We start from the raw sequence: 17,720 nt of genomic DNA on the forward strand, positions 1-17,720 counted from the left end.
CACGGAACGGCGCACGAAGCCCAGCCCATAGAATGGTGGCCCTTATGAAGATTCTCGTCACCGGCGGCGCCGGGTTCATCGGTTCACAGTTCGTGCGGGCACTGCTCTCCGGAGAGCTGCCCTCGGGCGAGGGTGCCCAGGTCACCGTCCTGGACAACCTGACCTATTCCGGCAACGAGGCGAACCTCGCCCCGGTGGCGGACAAGCCCGGCTACACCTTCGTCCACGGCGACATCCGTGACTACGGAGTCGTCGACGACGCCATGCGCGGCCAGGACGCGGTCGTGCACTTCGCGGCCGAGTCCCACGTGGACCGCTCGATCCTGGACTCCTCGCCGTTCGTCACGACGAACGTGCTCGGCACCCAGGTCCTCCTCGACGCCGCCAAGCGGCACGGCGTCGGCCGCTTCGTCCACGTCTCCACGGACGAGGTCTACGGCTCGATCGCCGAGGGCTCGTGGACCGAGGACTGGCCGCTCGCGCCGAACTCCCCGTACTCGGCCTCCAAGGCGGGCTCGGACCTGCTGGCCCTGTCGTACCACCGCACGCACGGCATGGACGTCGTCGTGACGCGCTGCTCCAACAACTACGGGCAGTACCACTTCCCCGAGAAGATGATCCCGCTGTTCACCACGAACCTGCTGGACGGGAAGAAGGTGCCGCTGTACGGCGAGGGCCTGAACATCCGCGACTGGCTGCACGTCTCCGACCACTGCCGTGGCATCGAGATGGTGCTGCGCGGCGGCCGGGCCGGTGAGGTCTACCACATCGGCGGCGGCACCGAGGTCACCAACAAGGAGCTGACCGGTCTCCTGCTCGACGCCTGCGGCGCCGGCTGGGACATGGTCGAGCACGTCGAGGACCGCAAGGGCCACGACCTGCGCTACTCCCTGTCGATCGCCAAGATCCAGGAGGAGCTCGGCTACACGCCGCAGGTCACCTTCGCGCAGGGCCTGGCCGACACCGTCCAGTGGTACCGCGACAACCGCTCCTGGTGGGAGCCGCTGAAGGCGAAGGCGGCGCTGTCCGCATGAGCCGCTGGCTGATCACCGGTGCGGGCGGGATGCTCGGCCGTGACCTCTCCGAGGTGCTCGCGGAGCACGGCGCGGAGTTCACCGCGCTGACCCGTCAGGAGCTGGACATCACCGACGCCGAGGCCGTACGGGCCGCGGTCGCCGGCCATGACGTGGTCGTCAACGCGGCCGCCTGGACCGATGTCGACGGCGCCGAGACCGAGGAGGCCGCGGCCACCCGGATCAACGGCGACGGCCCGCGGGCCCTGGCGGCCGCCTGCGCCGACAGCGGCGCGGTGCTGCTGCAGGTCTCCACCGACTACGTCTTCCCGGGCGACGCCACCGAGCCGTACCGGCACGACGCCCCCACCTCCCCCGTCAACGCCTACGGCCGCAGCAAGCTGGCCGGCGAGGTCGCCGTCACCGAGCTGCTGCCCGAGCGCGGCTACGTGGTGCGCACCGCCTGGCTGTACGGGGCGCACGGCCGGAACTTCGTGTCGACCATGCTGGGCCTGGCCGAGCAGCGCGAGACCGTCGACGTGGTCGACGACCAGCGCGGCCAGCCGACCTGGACCCGCGCCCTGGCCCGCCAGCTGCGGGACCTGGGCGAGGCGGCCGCCGCGGGCAAGGCCCCGGCGGGCGTCTACCACGGCACGGCGTCCGAGACGGCGACCTGGTTCGACCTGGCACGGGCGGCCTTCGAGCTGACCGGTCTCGACCCGGAGCGGGTGCGGCCGACCACGTCCGAGAAGTTCGTACGCCCGGCGCGCCGGCCCTCCTTCAGCGTGCTCGCGCACGAGCGGTGGGCCGAGGCGGGCGTGGCGGCGCAGCCGCACTGGCGCGACCAGCTCACCGAGGCCCTGAAGACGATGGCACCGGGCGGACGGTCCGGCGCGTGAGTCTGCTCGACCGCATCACCACGGCCCTGCCGCGCGGCACCGCGTTCGTCGGTGTCGGCACCGCGGTGCTCGGCGGGGCCAACTACGTCCATCTCGCGGCGGCGGGCCACTCGCTCTCCGTCGACGACATGGCGAGCTTCTCGGTCCTGTGGACGGCGGTCGCCTCCATCGGCCTGGGTCTGTTCTTCCCGGTCGAGCAGGAGATCACCCGGGTGGTCGCCGCCCGGGTGGTCGCAGGCGACGGGGCGCTGCCCGTGCTGCGGCGCGGGGCGGCGCTCTCGTTCGGGCTGCTCGCGGCGGTGCTGCTGCCGCTCGGGCTGTTCGCCGGGCAGATCGCGGACCTGTTCTTCCACGGGGACGAGAGCCTTGTCCTCGCGCTCGGCGGCGCCTTCGCGGCGCTGGCCTTCGCCCATGTGACCCGCGGGATACTGGCCGGCCTCGGCCGCTTCGAGGCGTACGGGCTGCAGCTCGGCCTCGACGGTCTGCTGCGGGTCGTGCTGTCGGCGGCCATGGCGTTGGCGGGGGTGACCTCCGCGTTCGCGTTCGCCGCGGTGATGACGGTGGCGCCGGTGGTCGCGGTGCTGGTCACCCTGCCGCCGGTGTTCCGTGGGGCCAAGGCGGGTTCGACGGCGCACTGGCGGGAGCTCATCGAGCACCTGGGGCTGCTCGTCGGTTCCACGCTGCTCGCCCAGGTGCTCGTCAACATCGCGGTGATCAGCACCAAGCTGATCGCGACGGACGACAACGCCCTGGTGGCCGCGCTGCTCTCGGCGCTGGTCCTGGCGCGGGTCCCGCTGTTCGCCTTCGGGGCCTTCCAGGCCTCCCTGCTCGCCGGTCTGTCGACCGCGCAGGCCGAGGGTGACGTACGCGGCTACCGCCGGCTGCTGCTGCGCGCCTCCGGGATGACGCTGGGGCTCGGAGCGGCCTTCGGTATCGGCGCGGTCGCGCTCGGGCCGTGGCTACTGCCCGTGTTGTTCGGCTCTCCGGACGTGCTCGGCCCGGTGGACTTCGCGTGGCTGTCGCTCGGCACGATGCTGTACATGCTGGCGATGGTGCTCGGTCAGGCGCTGCTGACCAGCGGGGCGGCGCGTCAGCAGCTGGTCGCCTGGATCGTGGGAACGGCCGTTCTCGCGGCGGTCACGCTGAGTCCGCTGGAGCTGCGTACGAGGGTCGAAGTCGCCTACGCTGTGGGGTCGCTCGCGGTGGTCACCTACATGACTCTCGTTCTTCGCTCTCGTGTAGGCTACCGTTCGGTGCACTCATAGGAATGATCACCATTCCCTCACTCTCCGTGACCATCGCGGCGGACAGTGGACTGCAATCCGGCGGCTCCTTCGCCAGCCGCCCACCCTTGGAAGAGTAGACAGGCCCTTTCCATGAGTCGTCCGATACACCGGAGCCTGGCGTGAAGTTGTGGATGCTGACTTCGGTCACCGGAGTCTTTCTCGTTGCGTGCATCATCGAGCTGCTGCGTCGCCGCAAGCTCAAGGAGAAGTACGCGTTCCTCTGGGTGCTCACCGGACTGGTGATCATCCCGCTCGGCTTCTTCCCGAGCGGCCTCGACAGGGTCGCCAGCACGGTGGGCGTCCGATCGGGTGTCAGCCTGCTCCTCTTCCTCAGTGTCGCGTTCCTCTTCATCGTCTGCCTCCAGCTGAGCTGGGAAGTGGGTCACCTCGAAGAGGAGGGCCGCACTCTTTCGGAGGAAGTGGCCCTGCTGCGCATCGACGTACAGGAACTGCGGGCGCAGGTCGCGGAGCACGCGCCGTCCGGGGAGACGGCCGATTCGGCCGGGCAGGGGGCCCACAAGTGATCGACGGCAAGCGCGTACTGATCATCATGCCCGCGTGGAACGAGGCCGAGGGCGTCGCCGACGTCATCAAGGAGGTCTACACGACCCTCCCCGGCGTCGACGTCCTCGTGGTGGACGACGGCTCGGCCGACGGCACCAGCGCGGTGGCCCGTGCCGCGGGCGCGACCGTGATGACGCTCCCGTACAACCTCGGCGTGGGCGGCGCGATGCGCGCCGGCTACCGCTTCGCGCACGACCGCGGCTACGACGTCGCCATCCAGGTCGACGCCGACGGCCAGCACGACCCGCGCAACGTCCCCGAGCTCCTGACGCGCCTGGAGTCCGGCGCCGACCTCGTGATGGGCGCGCGCTTCGCCGGCACCGGCGACTACGAGACCCGCGGCCCGCGCAAGTGGGCCATGCTCGTGCTCGCCTTCTGGCTCTCGCGCATGGCGAAGACCAAGCTCACCGACGTCACCTCCGGCTTCCGCGCCTCCAACCGCGACCTGATCGACGTCTTCGCGCACTGGTACCCGGTCGAGTACCTCGGCGACACGGTGGAGTCCACCATCGCGGTGGTCCGGGCGGGCTACAAGATCGAGCAGGTGCCGGTCGCCATGCGCCCGCGCGCCACCGGCACGCCGAGCCAGTCGCCGTGGAAGGCGACGCTCTACCTGGGCCGGATCGGCATGATCCTGCTGCTCGCCCTCAGCCGCCGCTCCGCCCTCGGTCCCAAGGGGAAGACCAAGTGACCGAGGTGCAGACCCTCGACATCATGCTGCCGCACTACGGCGACACCGCGCTGATGCAGGCCGCGGTGCGCAGCGTGCTCGACCAGACCGACAAGGACTGGCGGCTGACCGTCGTCGACGACGGCAAGGAGGAGGGCGTACCCGAGTGGTTCGCCTCCCTCGGCGACAGCCGGATCCGCTACATGCGCAACGAGCAGAACCTCGGCATCACCAAGAACTTCCGCAAGTGCGTGGACCTGGTGGAGTCCACGCACTTCAGCATGCTCGGCAGCGACGACCTGCTGCTGCCGAACTACGTCGAGACGATGCGCGCCGCGATCGCGGCCGTGCCCGGCGCGACGATCTACCAGCCGGGCGTCGAGGTCATCGACGAGCACGGCAACCCGTCCACCACCCTCGGCGACGAGGTCAAGAAGCGGCTGTACGCACCGAAGGACACCGGCCGCCGACTGGTGCTCTCCGGGCAGTCGCTCGCCGCCAACCTGCTCGGCGGCAACTGGCTCTACTTCCCCTCCATCGTCTGGCGCGCCGACGCGGTCAAGCAGGTCAGTTTCCGGGAGGACCTGTCGGTCATCCAGGACCTGGCGATGATCATCGAGCTGATCAAGCGCGGCGGGAAGCTGGTCGTCGACCCGACTCCGGCGTTCCGCTACCGCCGGCACTCCGGCAGCCTCTCCTCGGCGGAGGCCGTCTCCGGCGCCCGCTTCGGCGAGGCCGTGCGCTTCTTCCACGAGGTCGCCGACGACCTGGACGTCCACGGCTGGCCCAAGGCCGCCCGAGCCGCGCGTCGTCACCTGTCGATGCGGCTGCATGCGCTGACCATGGTTCCGGGAGCGCTGCGCCACGGCCAGTCGAAGACCATACGCACGCTCCTCGGCTACGCCCTGTCCACGAGTCAGCGCTGACCCGGCGGTCACGCCCCTGTCTCCCACGTCAGATTCCACGGTATTGAGATGACACAGACGCAATCCACCTCCGGTTCCGAAGTTCCCCTGTTCAGCATCATCGTTCCCACCTACAAGGTGCAGGCGTTCCTGCGGGACTGTCTGGACTCGGTGCTTGAGCAGTCGTTCCGGGACTACGAGCTCCTGGTCGTCAACGACTGCTCGCCGGACGGTTGCGGCGAGATCATCGACGACTACGCCAAGGCCGACTCACGTGTCGTGGCGATGCACCTGGAGCAGAACGTCGGACTCGGGCGGGCCCGCAACGCGGGCATGGCCCGCGCCAAGGGCAAGTACCTGCTCTTCCTCGACAGCGACGACACGATGCTGCCCGGCTCGCTCCAGGCCATCGCCCGCCGCATCGAGGAGACCGGCGACCCGGACCTGGTGGTCTTCGACTACTCGCGCACCCACTGGGACGGCCGCGTCACGCCGAACGCCCGCGCCGACGTGCTGGCCAAGGCCGCCCCGCACGGTGCCTTCCCGCTGAAGGACCAGCCGGAGCTGCTCAGCCTGCTCCAGGTCGCGTGGAACAAGGCGTACCGCCGGGACTTCATCGAGCAGTGGGGCTTCGAGTACCCGTCGGGCTACTACGAGGACACCCCCTGGACCTACCCGGTCATGATCGCGGCGGAGACCATCGCCGTCCTCGACCGCGTCTGCGTCTACTACCGCCAGCGGCGTCAGGGCAGCATCCTGCACAGCACCAGCCGCAAGCACTTCGACGTGTTCGACCAGTACGACCTGGTCTTCAAGTTCCTTGCCGACAACCCCCAGTTCGCCGAGTGGCAGGGCGTCCTGTACGACCGGATGGTCAACCACTTCCGCGTGGTCGACGTCTCCCCGGGCCGCCTCCCCGACGACGCGCGCGCCGAGTTCCGCGAGCGCTGGGCCGAGGCCGACGCCCGGCTCCGCCCGCAGGGCCACCCGGCGGCCGCGAAGACCAAGGGCCAGATGATCCCGGCGAAGCACCGGGACAAGGCCCGCAAGACGGTCCGCTCGCTCAAGAACAAGAAGTCCGTGCCGGCGAAGCTCAAGAAGAAGCTGCGCAAGCGCGTCCTCCAGGCCTACTACCGCACGCAGCGGATGCTGCCGGTCCAGCAGGACGTCGCGGTCTTCGCGGCGTACTGGAACGGCTCGTACTCCTGCAACCCGGCGGCCATCCACGAGAAGATGAAGGAACTCGCCCCGGGCATGAAGGCGGTGTGGGTCCTCAAGAACGACGCCACCAGCCGTCCGCCCAAGGGCGTCCGCACCGTCCACCCCGGCTCGCTCGGGTTCTGGAAGGTCATGGCGCGCGGCAAGTACTTCGTCAACAACGTGAACTTCCCGCCGTCCGTGGTCAAGCGCCCCGGTCAGGTCCACCTCCAGACGCACCACGGCACCCCGCTCAAGCGCATGGGCGTCGACCTGGCGGAGTACCCGGTCGGCCGCCGCGGCATGAACCTGGTCCGGCTGATGGACCGCGTGGACCGCTGGGACTACAGCCTCACGTCCAACAGCTTCTCCACCGCCGCGTGGGACCGTGCCTACCCCTCGTACTACGAGGCGCTGGAGTACGGCTACCCGCGCAACGACCAGCTCGTGAACGCCTCGGCGGCGGACGTGGCCGCGGCCCGCAAGAAGCTCGGCGTGGCCGAGGGCACCAAGGTGATCCTCTACACGCCGACGCACCGCGACTACCACGACGCCCCCAAGCAGATGCTGGACCTCGAGCGGTTCGCCGAGGCCCTCGGCAGCGACTACACGCTGATGGTCCGCGCGCACTACTTCTACGACCAGAGCCTGCTGGCCTCCGGTTCGAGCGGCAGCGCCCAGCTCGTCGACGTCAGCGCGCACCCCTCGGTCGAGGAGCTGTACCTCGCGGCGGACTGCCTGCTCACGGACTACTCGTCGGTGATGTTCGACTACGCGAACCTCGACCGGCCGATCGTGATCTACGCGAACGACTGGGAGGTGTACCGCACCACGCGCGGCACCTACTTCGACATCACCGTCGACTCCCCCGGTCTGACCGTGCAGAGCGAGGCGGAGCTCACCGAGGTCTTCACCTCCGGCCGGTGGAACGGCGCGGAGTCGGACGCGGCCCGCGCCGCGTTCCGCAGGACGTTCTGTGAGTTCGACGACGGCCGGGCGGCCGAGCGTGTGGTCCGCAGGGTGTTCCTCGGCCAGGACGAGGTGCCGCCGGTGCTGCCGATCGGCGAGCGCCCCGTACCGCCGCGTCCCGGGCAGGAGCTGCCCGAGGTGACCCGACCGCGTGACCGAGAGACTGTCTGAACCGACTAGTCTGTTCGACTGTCACGACCGTCCATCCTCGATACAGCCCAGCGGAGCCGAGTTGAAACTCCCGCGCAACGCCTTTCTCAGCAAGCAGTGGGAGAGAGTCCCGCAGCGGCGGCGACTGCCCCTCGCGGTCTTCGCCACGACGCAGATTCTCTTCCTGCTGTGGTGGGCGGCGTTCTTCCCCGGCGCCCTGAGCTACGACTCGATCACCTACGTGTGGCACGTCACCACCAACCACTGGGAGTCGAACCACTCGGTGGTCTACGACTCCCTGGTGTGGCTGGCGCTCAACACCACGGGTGATCTGTGGATCCTGACGCTGGCCCAGACCGTCGCGACGTCGCTGGTGCTCGCGTACTGCGCCGTCACCCTGCGGGAGTGGGGTGTACGGCAGCGGTGGGCGGCGATCGCCGCGGTCGTGCCGGCGCTGCTGCCGCCGACGGCCGTCTTCATCATCTTCGTGTGGAAGGACGTGCCGTTCGTCATCGGCGCGATCCTGGCCTTCGGCGCCGCGGGCCGGCTCGCCGCGCGGCGGGCCCGCGGGCGGCAGTCCGTCCGCGACAAGGACTTCTACCGCACGGTCGGGCTGCTCTTCCTGGGCTTCCTGATGCTCGCGCTCTTCCGCAACAACGGCATGCTGGTCGCCATCGTGGCGGCGCCGATCCTGCTGATCGCGCTGCCGTCGATGCGGCGCTGGGTGCTGGCGGCGACCGCGGTGCCGGTGCTGATCTTCGGGCTGCTGACCAGCGTGATCTACCCGGCGGCCGGGGTGAAGACCCCGCCGAAGGACGCGGTGTACGCCTTCTTCTACGCGGACATCGCCGTCGCCTACGGTCAGCGCCCGGGCTTCTTCACCAAGGAGGACAAGGCGCTGATGTCCTCCATCGCGCCGCTGTCCCACTGGAAGGGCCGCGCTTCCAACTGCTACAACGCCGACTGGGCGATGGAGTCGCCGCCGATGAACCGGCCGCTCGCGGCCAAGCGCAACGACGAGCTCATGGCGCTGTGGAAGCGGGTCATGAAGCGGACCCCGGACCTGGTCATCGGTGCGCGGGTGTGCCGTGCGCACATCGCGTGGGCGGTCTTCCCCGGTCCGAAGGAGCTGCGGGCGAACACGCTGCTGAGCGACCCGCAGACCTCGAAGACGCTGTTCAGCTACCTCAAGTGGAACGAGGACATCAAGCACAGCGAGTACCGCCCGAAGCTGAAGATCCGCCCGCTGTCGGAGCCGCTGCACAAGGTCGCGGACTTCTCGTGGCGCGCGTTCAAGGTGCCGCAGCTGCAGTGGCTGCTCTTCCGCGGGGCGATCTGGTGCTACGCGACGTACGCGATCGTGCTGCTCTTCCGCCGCCGCACCAAGCTGAAGGGCACGACGGCGCTGCTCGCGGTCACGCTGGGCCTCCAGCTGACGGTCCTGGCGGCGAACCCGGCTCCGCTGTGGCGCTACATGATCGGCCCGATCTTCATCGGCATCCTGACCCTCCCGCTGCTGCGCGCCAAGCCCCACTTCGGCAGGCAGGACACCCCTGAGCCCACCAAGGCCAAGGAGTCCGAGCAGCAGGAACCGAACCAGGACCCGGACCCCGAGCCGGCCCCGGTCGCCTGACACACGAAAGGGCCCGTCCTCCTCGAACGAGAAGGACGGGCCCTTTCGCATGCCCTGCGGTGAAGCGGGGCCCCGAAGGGCCCCGCCACCCGCTAGAACGGGTTGAACTCGTCGAACTCCCGCTGGGCCGCGTCCCCGCGCTCCGCCTCGCGGTCGCGGCGGCGCTGGGCGGCCGGGCGCGGGGCCTCCAGGCGGTGGTCCTCGCCTCGGCGGCCGAGCATTTCGGCGCCGGCCATCATCGTGGGCTCCCAGTCGAAGACGACCGCGTTGTCCTCGGAGCCGATCGCGACGCCGTCGCCGGCGCGGGCGCCGGCCTTCATCAGCTCGTCCTCGACGCCCAGGCGGTTGAGGCGGTCGGCCAGGTAGCCGACGGCCTCGTCGTTGTTGAAGTCGGTCTGGCGGACCCAGCGTTCGGGCTTCTCCCCGCGCACGCGGTAGACGTCCTCGGCCTCGTCGTAGGTGACGGTGAAGCCGGCGTCGTCGACCGCCTTCGGGCGGATGACGATCCGGGTCGCCTCCTCCTTCGGCTTGGCCGCGCGCGCCTTGGCGACGATGTCGGCCAGGGCGTACGACAGCTCCTTCAGGCCCGTACGGGCGACGGCGGAGACCTCGAAGACGTGGTAGCCGCGCTGCTCCAGGTCCGGGCGGATCATGTCCGCGAGGTCCTGGCCGTCCGGGATGTCGATCTTGTTGAGGACGACGATCCGCGGGCGGTCCTCGAGGCCGCCGTACTGCTTCAGCTCCTCCTCGATGACGTCGAGGTCGGTGACCGGGTCGCGGTCGGACTCGAGCGTCGCCGTGTCCAGGACGTGCACGAGGACCGAGCAGCGCTCGACGTGGCGCAGGAACTCCAGGCCCAGGCCGCGGCCCTGGCTGGCGCCGGGGATGAGGCCGGGGACGTCCGCGATGGTGTAGACGGTCGAGCCGGCCGTGACCACGCCGAGGTTCGGGACGAGCGTCGTGAAGGGGTAGTCCGCGATCTTCGGCTTGGCGGCCGACAGGACCGAGATCAGCGAGGACTTGCCGGCGCTCGGGTAGCCGACCAGCGCCACGTCGGCGACGGTCTTCAGCTCCAGGACGATGTCCCGCGCCTCACCGGGCTCGCCGAGGAGCGCGAAGCCGGGGGCCTTGCGGCGGGCAGAGGACAGCGCGGCGTTGCCGAGGCCGCCGCGGCCGCCCTGGCCCGCGACGAAGGTGGTGCCCTGGCCGACGAGGTCGGCGAGCACGTTGCCCTGCTTGTCGAGGACGACGGTGCCGTCGGGCACGGTCAGGACGAGGTCCTGGCCGTCCTTGCCGGAGCGGTTGTCGCCGGCGCCGGGCTGACCGTTGGTCGCCTTGCGGTGCGGCGAGTGGTGGTAGTCGAGGAGCGTGGTGACCGCCTGGTCGACGACCAGGGTCACATCGCCGCCACGGCCGCCGTTGCCGCCGTCGGGGCCGCCGAGCGGCTTGAACTTCTCCCGGTGTACGGAGGCGCAGCCGTGGCCTCCGCTACCCGCGGCGACGTGCAGCTCGACGCGGTCCACGAAGGTGGTCATGGTGGTGCCTCCAGTTACTTACGGGTGGAATGTCTATCTATTAACACGCGAAAGGCGGACCCGCTTCCCTGTCGGGAAGTGAGGTCCGCCTCCGCAAAGCGTCCGATCAGGCGACCGGAACGATGTTCACGACCTTGCGGCCACGGAAGGTGCCGAACTGCACCGAACCGGCCTGCAGGGCGAACAGGGTGTCGTCGCCGCCGCGGCCGACGCCCGAGCCCGGGTGGAAGTGGGTGCCACGCTGGCGGACCAGGATCTCACCCGCGTTGACGACCTGACCGCCGAAGCGCTTCACGCCGAGCCGCTGGGCGTTGGAATCGCGACCGTTCCGGGTGGACGATGCGCCCTTCTTGTGTGCCATTGCTCAGTCCCTCTTTACTTCGCGGCCGTCGGGATGGACGTGACCTTGATCGCCGTGTACTGCTGACGGTGACCCTGGCGACGGCGGTAGCCGGTCTTGTTCTTGTAGCGCAGGATGTCGATCTTGGCGCCCTTGTGGTGGTCCACGACCTCGGCCTGGACCTTGATGCCCGCCAGGACCCACGGGTCGCTGGTCACGGCGTCGCCGTCGACAACGAGCAGGGTCGAGAGCTCGACCGTGTCGCCAACACTGGCGGTGGAAATCTTGTCAACCTCAACGATGTCGCCGACAGCAACCTTGTGCTGGCGACCACCGCTGCGCACGATGGCGTACACGCGGATCTCTCTCTCACTCGGAAATCGGGACCTCTGATGCCAGCCGCCCACGCGGGCCAGGGGCCTGCGGCGATCCGGGATCGGACGAGCGGCCTCTCCCGGCGGGCCGGGAGGGAGGTGCTCAGAGGCGCGGCGCGCAATCAGACACGCCGACGGTCTAGGTTACGGGGGGCTACCGCAGGGGGTCAAATCCCGGACGTTCCGCCGGTCTCGCCCTCGGTCTCCGCGACGAAGCCCTTGAGCCAGGCGCGGAAGTCCGGACCGAGGTCCTCGCGCTCGCAGGCCAGGCGCACGATGGCCCGCAGGTAGTCGCCGCGGTCGCCGGTGTCGTAGCGGCGCCCCTTGAAGACGACGCCGTGGACGGGGCCGCCGAGCTGCTCGTCGAGCGCCATCTTCTGCAGGGCGTCGGTGAGCTGGATCTCGCCGCCGCGGCCCGGCTCGGTACCGCGCAGGACGTCGAAGACGGCCGGGTCGAGGACGTAACGGCCGATGATGGCGTAGTTGCTCGGCGCCTCGGACGGGTCCGGCTTCTCGACCAGGCCCGTGATGCGTACGGCGTCGGAGTCGCCGGTCGGCTCGACGGCGGCGCAGCCGTAGAGGTGGATCTGCGCCGGGTCGACCTCCATGAGCGCGACGACGCTGCCGCCGTGCTCGGCCAGGACCTCAAGCATCCGGGCGAGCAGCGGGTCGCGCGGGTCGATCAGGTCGTCGCCGAGCAACACCGCGAAGGGCTCGTCGCCGACGTGCGGAGCGGCGCACAGGACGGCGTGGCCGAGGCCGCGCGGGTCGCCCTGGCGCACGTAGTGCATGGTGGCGAGCTCGCTGGACTCCTGGACCCGCGCCAGGCGCTCGTCGTCACCCTTACGGGTGAGCGCCTCCTCCAGCTCGTAGTTCCGGTCGAAGTGGTCCTCGAGCGGACGCTTGTTCCGGCCGGTGATCATCAGGACGTCCGACAGACCCGCCGAGACCGCCTCCTCCACCACGTACTGGATGGCCGGCTTGTCGACGACCGGCAGCATCTCCTTCGGCGTCGCCTTCGTGGCGGGAAGGAAGCGCGTGCCGAGACCGGCGGCGGGGATGACGGCCTTGCGCACGCGGGGGGTGGGGGTGTTGTTCATCGGGCTGGTTCCTGGTTTCCGATCGGGGTCAAAACCGCGTGGACCGTCCTCGGGGGAGGACGGTCCACACGGACTGCGTCGGGGACTGGCTCAGTCCTGCGCGGGGGCGGCGGTCTTCTTCGCGGCCTTCTTGGCGGTGGTCTTCTTCGCCGCCGTCTTCTTGGCCGCCGCCGTCTTCTTGGTGGCGGCCTTCTTCGCGGTGGCCTTCTTGGCCGTCTTGCGGGCCGTCTTCTTGGCCGCGGCGGGAGCCTCGGCCTCGACGTCGGCGTCCGCGGGAGCCTCGGCGGGCGCCTCGGCCGGAGCGGCGGCAGCCACCACGACCACGGCGGCCTCCTCGGCACCCGCCGGCGCGCCGGCGGGAGCGGTGGCCTTGCGGACCACCCGGCGGCGGGCCTTCGGCGGGGCGGCCACGGGAGCCTCCTCGGCGACGGGCTCAGCGACCGGCTCCGCGACCGGCTCGGCGACGGGCTCGGCCACGGGGGCCGGGGACTCCTCGGCGACGACCGTCTCGACCGGCTCCCCGGTCGAGACGACCGGGGCCGTCACCTTACGGGTGGCACGGCGGCGGCCACGAGGCGCCGGGGCGGCCTCCTCCACGGCGACCGGCTCGGCAACGGGCTCCGCGACCGGCTCCGGCTGCGGCTCGGGCCTCGTCTCCCGCCGGGTCTCCGGCTGGGTCTCCGCCTTGGCCGCCGGCTTCGTCTCCGGGACGACGACCTCGAAGGTCTCCGTCTCGGTGACGGCCGGCGAGGACACCGGGGCCGACACGCGGCGGGTCGCCCGGCGGCGGCCACGACCGCGCGTGGCGGCGGCCTCCGCCTCGGCGGCGCTGCTGTACAGCTCCTCGTCCGGGGCGAAGGGCTCCGGGACGGCCACCGGGGCGGCGAACTCCGCCGCGACCTCGGCCTCGGTCTCGGCTTCCGCCTCGGCCTGGGTCTCGACGGCCTCGTGCTCGTGCTCGTGGACGTGCTCGGCGCCGCCTCGACCGCGCTTCTTCGAGCGCTTGCCACCGCCACCGCCACCATGGGTGGTCGGCTGCTCCATGTGCACGATGACACCGCGGCCGTTGCAGTGGACGCAGGTCTCCGAGAAGGACTCCAGGAGGCCCTGGCCGACCCGCTTGCGGGTCATCTGCACCAGGCCGAGCGAGGTGACCTCGGCCACCTGGTGCTTGGTCCGGTCCCGGCCCAGGCACTCCAGGAGGCGGCGCAGCACCAGGTCGCGGTTGGACTCCAGGACCATGTCGATGAAGTCGATGACGACGATGCCGCCCAGGTCGCGCAGCCGCAGCTGGCGCACGATCTCCTCGGCCGCCTCGAGGTTGTTCCTCGTCACGGTCTCTTCGAGGTTGCCGCCCTGGCCGGTGAACTTGCCGGTGTTGACGTCGACGACGATCATCGCCTCGGTCTTGTCGATCACCAGCGAGCCGCCGCTCGGCAGCCAGACCTTGCGGTCCAGCGCCTTCATCAGCTGCTCGTCGATCCGGTACGTCGCGAAGACGTCGACCTCGCTGGTCCACTTGGACAGGCGGTCGGTCAGGTCCGGGGCGACGTGGTTGACGTACCCGTGGATGGTCTCCCACGCGTCGTCGCCGCTGACGATGACCTTGGAGAAGTCCTCGTTGAAGATGTCGCGGACGACCCGGACGGTCATGTCCGGCTCGCCGTAGAGAAGGGTCGGCGCGTTGCCGTTCTTCGCCTTCTTCTGGATGTCCTCCCACTGCGCCTGCAGACGCTCGACGTCGCGGCGCAGCTCGTCCTCGCTCGCGCCCTCGGCGGCGGTGCGCACGATGACGCCCGCGTCCTCGGGGACGATCTTCTTGAGGATGGTCTTCAGGCGCGCGCGCTCGGTGTCCGGGAGCTTGCGGCTGATGCCGGTCATCGAGCCCTCGGGGACGTACACGAGGTAACGGCCGGGCAGGGAGACCTGGCTGGTCAGGCGCGCGCCCTTGTGGCCGATCGGGTCCTTGGTGACCTGGACCAGGACCGACTGGCCGGACTTGAGCGCGGACTCGATGCGGCGCGGCCCGTTGGCCATGCCGAGCGCCTCGAAGTTGACCTCGCCTGCGTACAGGACGGCGTTGCGGCCCTTGCCGATGTCGACGAAGGCGGCCTCCATGGACGGCAACACGTTCTGGACCTTGCCCAGGTAGACGTTGCCGACGTAGGAGGTGGCCTGCTCCTTGTTGACGTAGTGCTCGACGAGCACGTTGTCTTCCATGACGCCGATCTGGGTGCGCTCGCCGTTCTGGCGGACGACCATCACGCGCTCGACGGCCTCACGGCGGGCCAGGAACTCGGCCTCGGTGATGATCGGGACCCGGCGGCGGCCCTGCTCGCGGCCCTCGCGGCGGCGCTGCTTCTTGGCCTCCAGACGGGTCGAGCCCTTGATGGACTGCACCTCGTCGCTCGGCTCGGCCTTGGCGCGGGGCTCGCGGACCTTGACGACCGTACGGACGCCGTCCTCCTCGGTGCCCTCGGCCTCGGCGGACCCGTCACCACTGCGACGGCGACGGCGCCGGCGACGGCGGGAGCTGCTGCTGCCCGCGGCGCCCTCGTCCTCGCCCTCTTCCTCCTCGGCCTCGGTCTCCTCGTGGAGCTCTTCGGCCTCCTCGGTCTCCTCCGCCTCCTCGGCCTCGGCGAGCTCGCCGCGACGACGGCGACGGCCGCCACGGCGGCGACGGCGGGACGGACGGTCCTCGTACTCGTCGGAGCCCTCGGCCTCGGCCTCCGCCTCGGTGTCGAGGGCGAGCTCCGCCTCGGGGGTGGACTCGACCTCGGGCTCGTCGGCGACGGTGGCCGGGACGGGCTCGACGGCGACGGGCTCGCCACGGCGGCGACGGCGACGGCGGGCGCCGGTCTCGGCGCGCTCGGCGACCGGAGCGGTCTCGACCTCGGCCTCGACCTCGGTGACCTCCTCCTCGAGCTCCTCCTCCACGGCCTCGGCGGCAGCGGCGGCGGCAGCGGCCACGGTCTCCGGGGTCTGGAACATGGGCTCGGCGAAGACCGGGGCCTGGAAGACGGCGACGGCCGGGCGCGCGGCGCGGCGGGCACGGGGCTCGTCCGCGGCCTCGGACTCGGCGGTGAACTGCGGCGAGGTGACGCGGCGGCGGCCGCGGCCACGGGTGGCGGCCTGCTCGGCGGCGGCGACGTCGGCACCGTGGGAGGCGATCTCCTCGACGGTGTCCTCGGGCAGCGCCTCGCCGGAGGTCGCCGCGGCGATCTCGGCGGCCGCGTCGGCGGTCACCTCGGGCGCGGCAGCCTTACGGGTCGCCCGGCGCCGGGTACGGGGCGCCGGAGCGGCCTCCTCCTCGGCGACCTGAGCGGCTTCGACCGGCGCCGGGGCGGCCTCGGTGGCCGGGGCCTCGGGCTCGGGCGTGGCGGCCTTACGGGTGGCGCGACGGCGGGTACGGGGGGCCGGAGCGGCCTCCTCCTCGACCACCGGGGCGGCCTCGACGGCGGCCGGAGCGGCCTCGGCGGCCGGGGCCTCGGGGGACGTGACCGCGCGGGTGGCGCGGCGGCGGGTACGGGGGGCCGGGGCGGCCTCCTCCTCGACCACCGGGGCGGCCTCGACGGCGGCCGGGGTCTCGGCCGGGGCGGCGGGCGCGGTGGCCTTACGGGTGGCGCGGCGGCGCGGGCGCGCGGGCGCCGGCTCGTCGGCGGCCGAAGCGGCCGGGGCGGTCTCGACGCTCGCGGTGGCCTCGGGGGCCGCGGTGGCCTCGCCGGTCTCCGCCGTCACCGGCGGTCCGGCCGGCCGGGAGGCTGCACGGCGCCGACGGCGCGGCGGCAGCTTGTCACCGGGTGCGTTGTTGTCCGCGTTGTCCGCGTTGTCTGCGGTGTTCGCGTTTTCTTCGTGCTGTTCGAGCATGCGGGCGGTTCTCCCGTCACGCTCCCGGGCGCCGCGTCTGGTTCCGGTCCGACGGCACGTACGCGCATCGAGCGCGGTGCCGCCGTCCGGGGCGCGGGCGCCGCACGGGAGCTGTATGTCTGGCTCGCCGGTTCCGTACGCACTGTGCGTGCGGCCTGGCGAAAGTCTCCTGGTCAGTGCGCTGCCCGACCCAGGTGGCTCCCGAGTACCAGGGCTGCGCTACAACGACCGCTCCCTACGCGGTACCTGCACCCGGCGCCGTCGCTGAGGCGGTCGCGGCGGCCGTGGTTGATGCGGCCGTGACTGCCTCGCGGTCGGGCGCGAGCGGGTCGGTCACCGTGCCGGACTCCTCGTCGAAGAGCCCCTGCGCCAGCCTGGTCACCGCAGCGGGGACCGGCGGCGCCAGGTCGGCCACAGCTCGGAGACCGGACAGGACGTCGTCGGGTCGCACGGCAGGTGTCACGTGCCGAACAACCAGCCGCAGTATCGCACAGGCGCTGTCCAGCGGCCTATCACCCTGGGGATCGCCCGGGGCGGCGGCCGCGGTCAGTGCGACGACGGCTTCGCGGGTGTCGAAGGTACGCACGCCGTTCTTGGTCTTGCGCTGTACTTCCACGGTCTCGGCGGCGAGAAACGTCTCGACGGCCTTCCGTACGTCCTCGACATCGACGCCGTCGAGCCGCAGCTCCCACACGGAGGCGGTGAGCCGGTCGGCGAGGCCGGAGGTCCGGGCCTCGACGGCGTCGGTGATGTCGAGACCGTCCGGCAGGGAGGCGTCGAGCAGGACCCGCAGGGTCTCCGGGTCGCGTGCCTCGGTGAGGGCGATCTCCAGGAATTCGGCTTCGGAGCCCGTACCCGTGGGGGCGGCGTTGGCGTACGACACCTTGGGGTGCGGGGTGAACCCTGCCGAGTACGCCATGGGCACCTCGGCACGGCGCAGCGCACGCTCGAAAGCGCGCTGGAAGTCTCGGTGGCTGGTGAACCGGAGGCGGCCGCGCTTGGTGTAGCGCAGTCGGATGCGCTGCACTGCCGGTGCGGGCGGCGGGCCTTCGGGCTGTCGCTTGCCCAGTGGTTCTTCTCCTCGGTGCGGGGCGGGCGCGGGAGGCGCACCGCCCTCGAAAATGCGGGTGTGTCCTGGGGGTCCCGCCCGGCTCACCCCCGCGTCTGCGGGGAGATCTCGGGTGCGGGCGCCGCGCCGGGGACGTTCGTTGTACTACC

14 protein-coding genes are annotated in these 17,720 nt (G+C 71.0%); 8 read left to right on the top strand and 6 right to left on the bottom strand.

Annotation, left to right across the window (positions count from 1 at the left end):
- Positions 1-44 precede the first annotated feature (44 nt).
- The 8 genes from rfbB to ACIGEZ_RS04100 all read left to right on the top strand — a co-directional run bounded on the left by rfbB (position 45) and on the right by ACIGEZ_RS04100 (position 9,286).
- Positions 45-1,034, top strand: a complete 990-nt coding sequence (gene rfbB / locus ACIGEZ_RS04065) for a dTDP-glucose 4,6-dehydratase (RefSeq protein WP_399825351.1) — start codon at positions 45-47, stop codon at positions 1,032-1,034.
- On the top strand, positions 1,031-1,912 hold the full coding sequence (gene rfbD, locus ACIGEZ_RS04070; protein ID WP_399825353.1) for a dTDP-4-dehydrorhamnose reductase: 882 nt from the start codon (positions 1,031-1,033) through the stop codon (positions 1,910-1,912). The genes rfbB and rfbD overlap by 4 nt, the downstream gene beginning before the upstream one ends.
- Positions 1,909-3,177: a lipopolysaccharide biosynthesis protein gene (locus ACIGEZ_RS04075; protein WP_399825355.1), complete on the top strand. Its 1,269-nt coding sequence runs from the start codon at positions 1,909-1,911 to the stop codon at positions 3,175-3,177. Before rfbD ends, ACIGEZ_RS04075 begins: the two co-directional genes overlap by 4 nt.
- Positions 3,178-3,329: 152 nt before the next feature.
- A complete protein-coding gene (locus ACIGEZ_RS04080) occupies positions 3,330-3,722 on the top strand; it encodes a DUF2304 domain-containing protein (protein WP_399825358.1) in 393 nt (130 codons plus the stop codon).
- On the top strand, positions 3,719-4,453 hold the full coding sequence (locus tag ACIGEZ_RS04085; protein ID WP_399825360.1) for a glycosyltransferase family 2 protein: 735 nt from the start codon (positions 3,719-3,721) through the stop codon (positions 4,451-4,453). The genes ACIGEZ_RS04080 and ACIGEZ_RS04085 overlap by 4 nt, the downstream gene beginning before the upstream one ends.
- The gene (locus ACIGEZ_RS04090; RefSeq protein ID WP_399825363.1) at positions 4,450-5,358 is read left to right on the top strand and encodes a glycosyltransferase family 2 protein; all 909 of its coding nucleotides are present in this window, start codon (positions 4,450-4,452) and stop codon (positions 5,356-5,358) included. Before ACIGEZ_RS04085 ends, ACIGEZ_RS04090 begins: the two co-directional genes overlap by 4 nt.
- Positions 5,359-5,406: 48 nt before the next feature.
- Positions 5,407-7,674: a CDP-glycerol glycerophosphotransferase family protein gene (locus ACIGEZ_RS04095; RefSeq protein WP_399825365.1), complete on the top strand. Its 2,268-nt coding sequence runs from the start codon at positions 5,407-5,409 to the stop codon at positions 7,672-7,674.
- A gap of 61 nt (positions 7,675-7,735) precedes the next feature.
- Positions 7,736-9,286 (top strand): hypothetical protein, encoded by a 1,551-nt coding sequence (locus tag ACIGEZ_RS04100; protein ID WP_399825367.1) that lies wholly within the window; start codon positions 7,736-7,738, stop codon positions 9,284-9,286.
- 92 nt (positions 9,287-9,378) lie between these two features.
- Here the strand turns inward: ACIGEZ_RS04100 and obgE are convergent, their stop codons facing one another.
- The 6 genes from obgE to ACIGEZ_RS04130 form a co-directional block, all read right to left on the bottom strand.
- Positions 9,379-10,821 carry a GTPase ObgE gene (gene obgE, locus ACIGEZ_RS04105; RefSeq protein ID WP_399825369.1) on the bottom strand — a complete coding sequence of 481 codons (1,443 nt, stop codon included), beginning with the start codon at positions 10,819-10,821 and terminating at the stop codon, positions 9,379-9,381.
- Positions 10,822-10,927: 106 nt separating this feature from the next.
- A complete protein-coding gene (gene rpmA, locus ACIGEZ_RS04110) occupies positions 10,928-11,182 on the bottom strand; it encodes a 50S ribosomal protein L27 (RefSeq protein WP_030494090.1) in 255 nt (84 codons plus the stop codon).
- A gap of 14 nt (positions 11,183-11,196) precedes the next feature.
- Positions 11,197-11,517 carry a 50S ribosomal protein L21 gene (gene rplU / locus ACIGEZ_RS04115; RefSeq protein ID WP_399825371.1) on the bottom strand — a complete coding sequence of 107 codons (321 nt, stop codon included), beginning with the start codon at positions 11,515-11,517 and terminating at the stop codon, positions 11,197-11,199.
- A gap of 185 nt (positions 11,518-11,702) precedes the next feature.
- Entirely contained in the window at positions 11,703-12,635 is a 933-nt protein-coding gene (gene galU, locus ACIGEZ_RS04120) for a UTP--glucose-1-phosphate uridylyltransferase GalU (protein ID WP_399825374.1), read from the bottom strand.
- Between the two features lie 90 nt (positions 12,636-12,725).
- Entirely contained in the window at positions 12,726-16,502 is a 3,777-nt protein-coding gene (locus tag ACIGEZ_RS04125; protein WP_399825376.1) for an Rne/Rng family ribonuclease, read from the bottom strand.
- Positions 16,503-16,737: 235 nt separating this feature from the next.
- Complete coding sequence (locus ACIGEZ_RS04130) at positions 16,738-17,529, bottom strand: TIGR03936 family radical SAM-associated protein (RefSeq protein WP_399825377.1); 792 nt, start codon at positions 17,527-17,529, stop codon at positions 16,738-16,740.
- Positions 17,530-17,720 lie beyond the last annotated feature (191 nt).

This window comes from Streptomyces sp. NPDC085481 (genome assembly GCF_044541845.1).
GTDB lineage: Bacteria > Actinomycetota > Actinomycetes > Streptomycetales > Streptomycetaceae > Streptomyces.

Coding starts and splice junctions, on each gene's coding strand:
- rfbB (WP_399825351.1), top strand. CDS start 45: ATGAAGATTCTCGTCACCGGCGGCGCCGGGTTCATCGGTTCACAGTTC.
- rfbD (WP_399825353.1), top strand. CDS start 1,031: ATGAGCCGCTGGCTGATCACCGGTGCGGGCGGGATGCTCGGCCGTGAC.
- ACIGEZ_RS04080 (WP_399825358.1), top strand. CDS start 3,330: ATGCTGACTTCGGTCACCGGAGTCTTTCTCGTTGCGTGCATCATCGAG.
- ACIGEZ_RS04095 (WP_399825365.1), top strand. CDS start 5,407: ATGACACAGACGCAATCCACCTCCGGTTCCGAAGTTCCCCTGTTCAGC.
- obgE (WP_399825369.1), bottom strand. CDS start 10,821: ATGACCACCTTCGTGGACCGCGTCGAGCTGCACGTCGCCGCGGGTAGC.
- rpmA (WP_030494090.1), bottom strand. CDS start 11,182: ATGGCACACAAGAAGGGCGCATCGTCCACCCGGAACGGTCGCGATTCC.
- galU (WP_399825374.1), bottom strand. CDS start 12,635: ATGAACAACACCCCCACCCCCCGCGTGCGCAAGGCCGTCATCCCCGCC.
- ACIGEZ_RS04125 (WP_399825376.1), bottom strand. CDS start 16,502: ATGCTCGAACAGCACGAAGAAAACGCGAACACCGCAGACAACGCGGAC.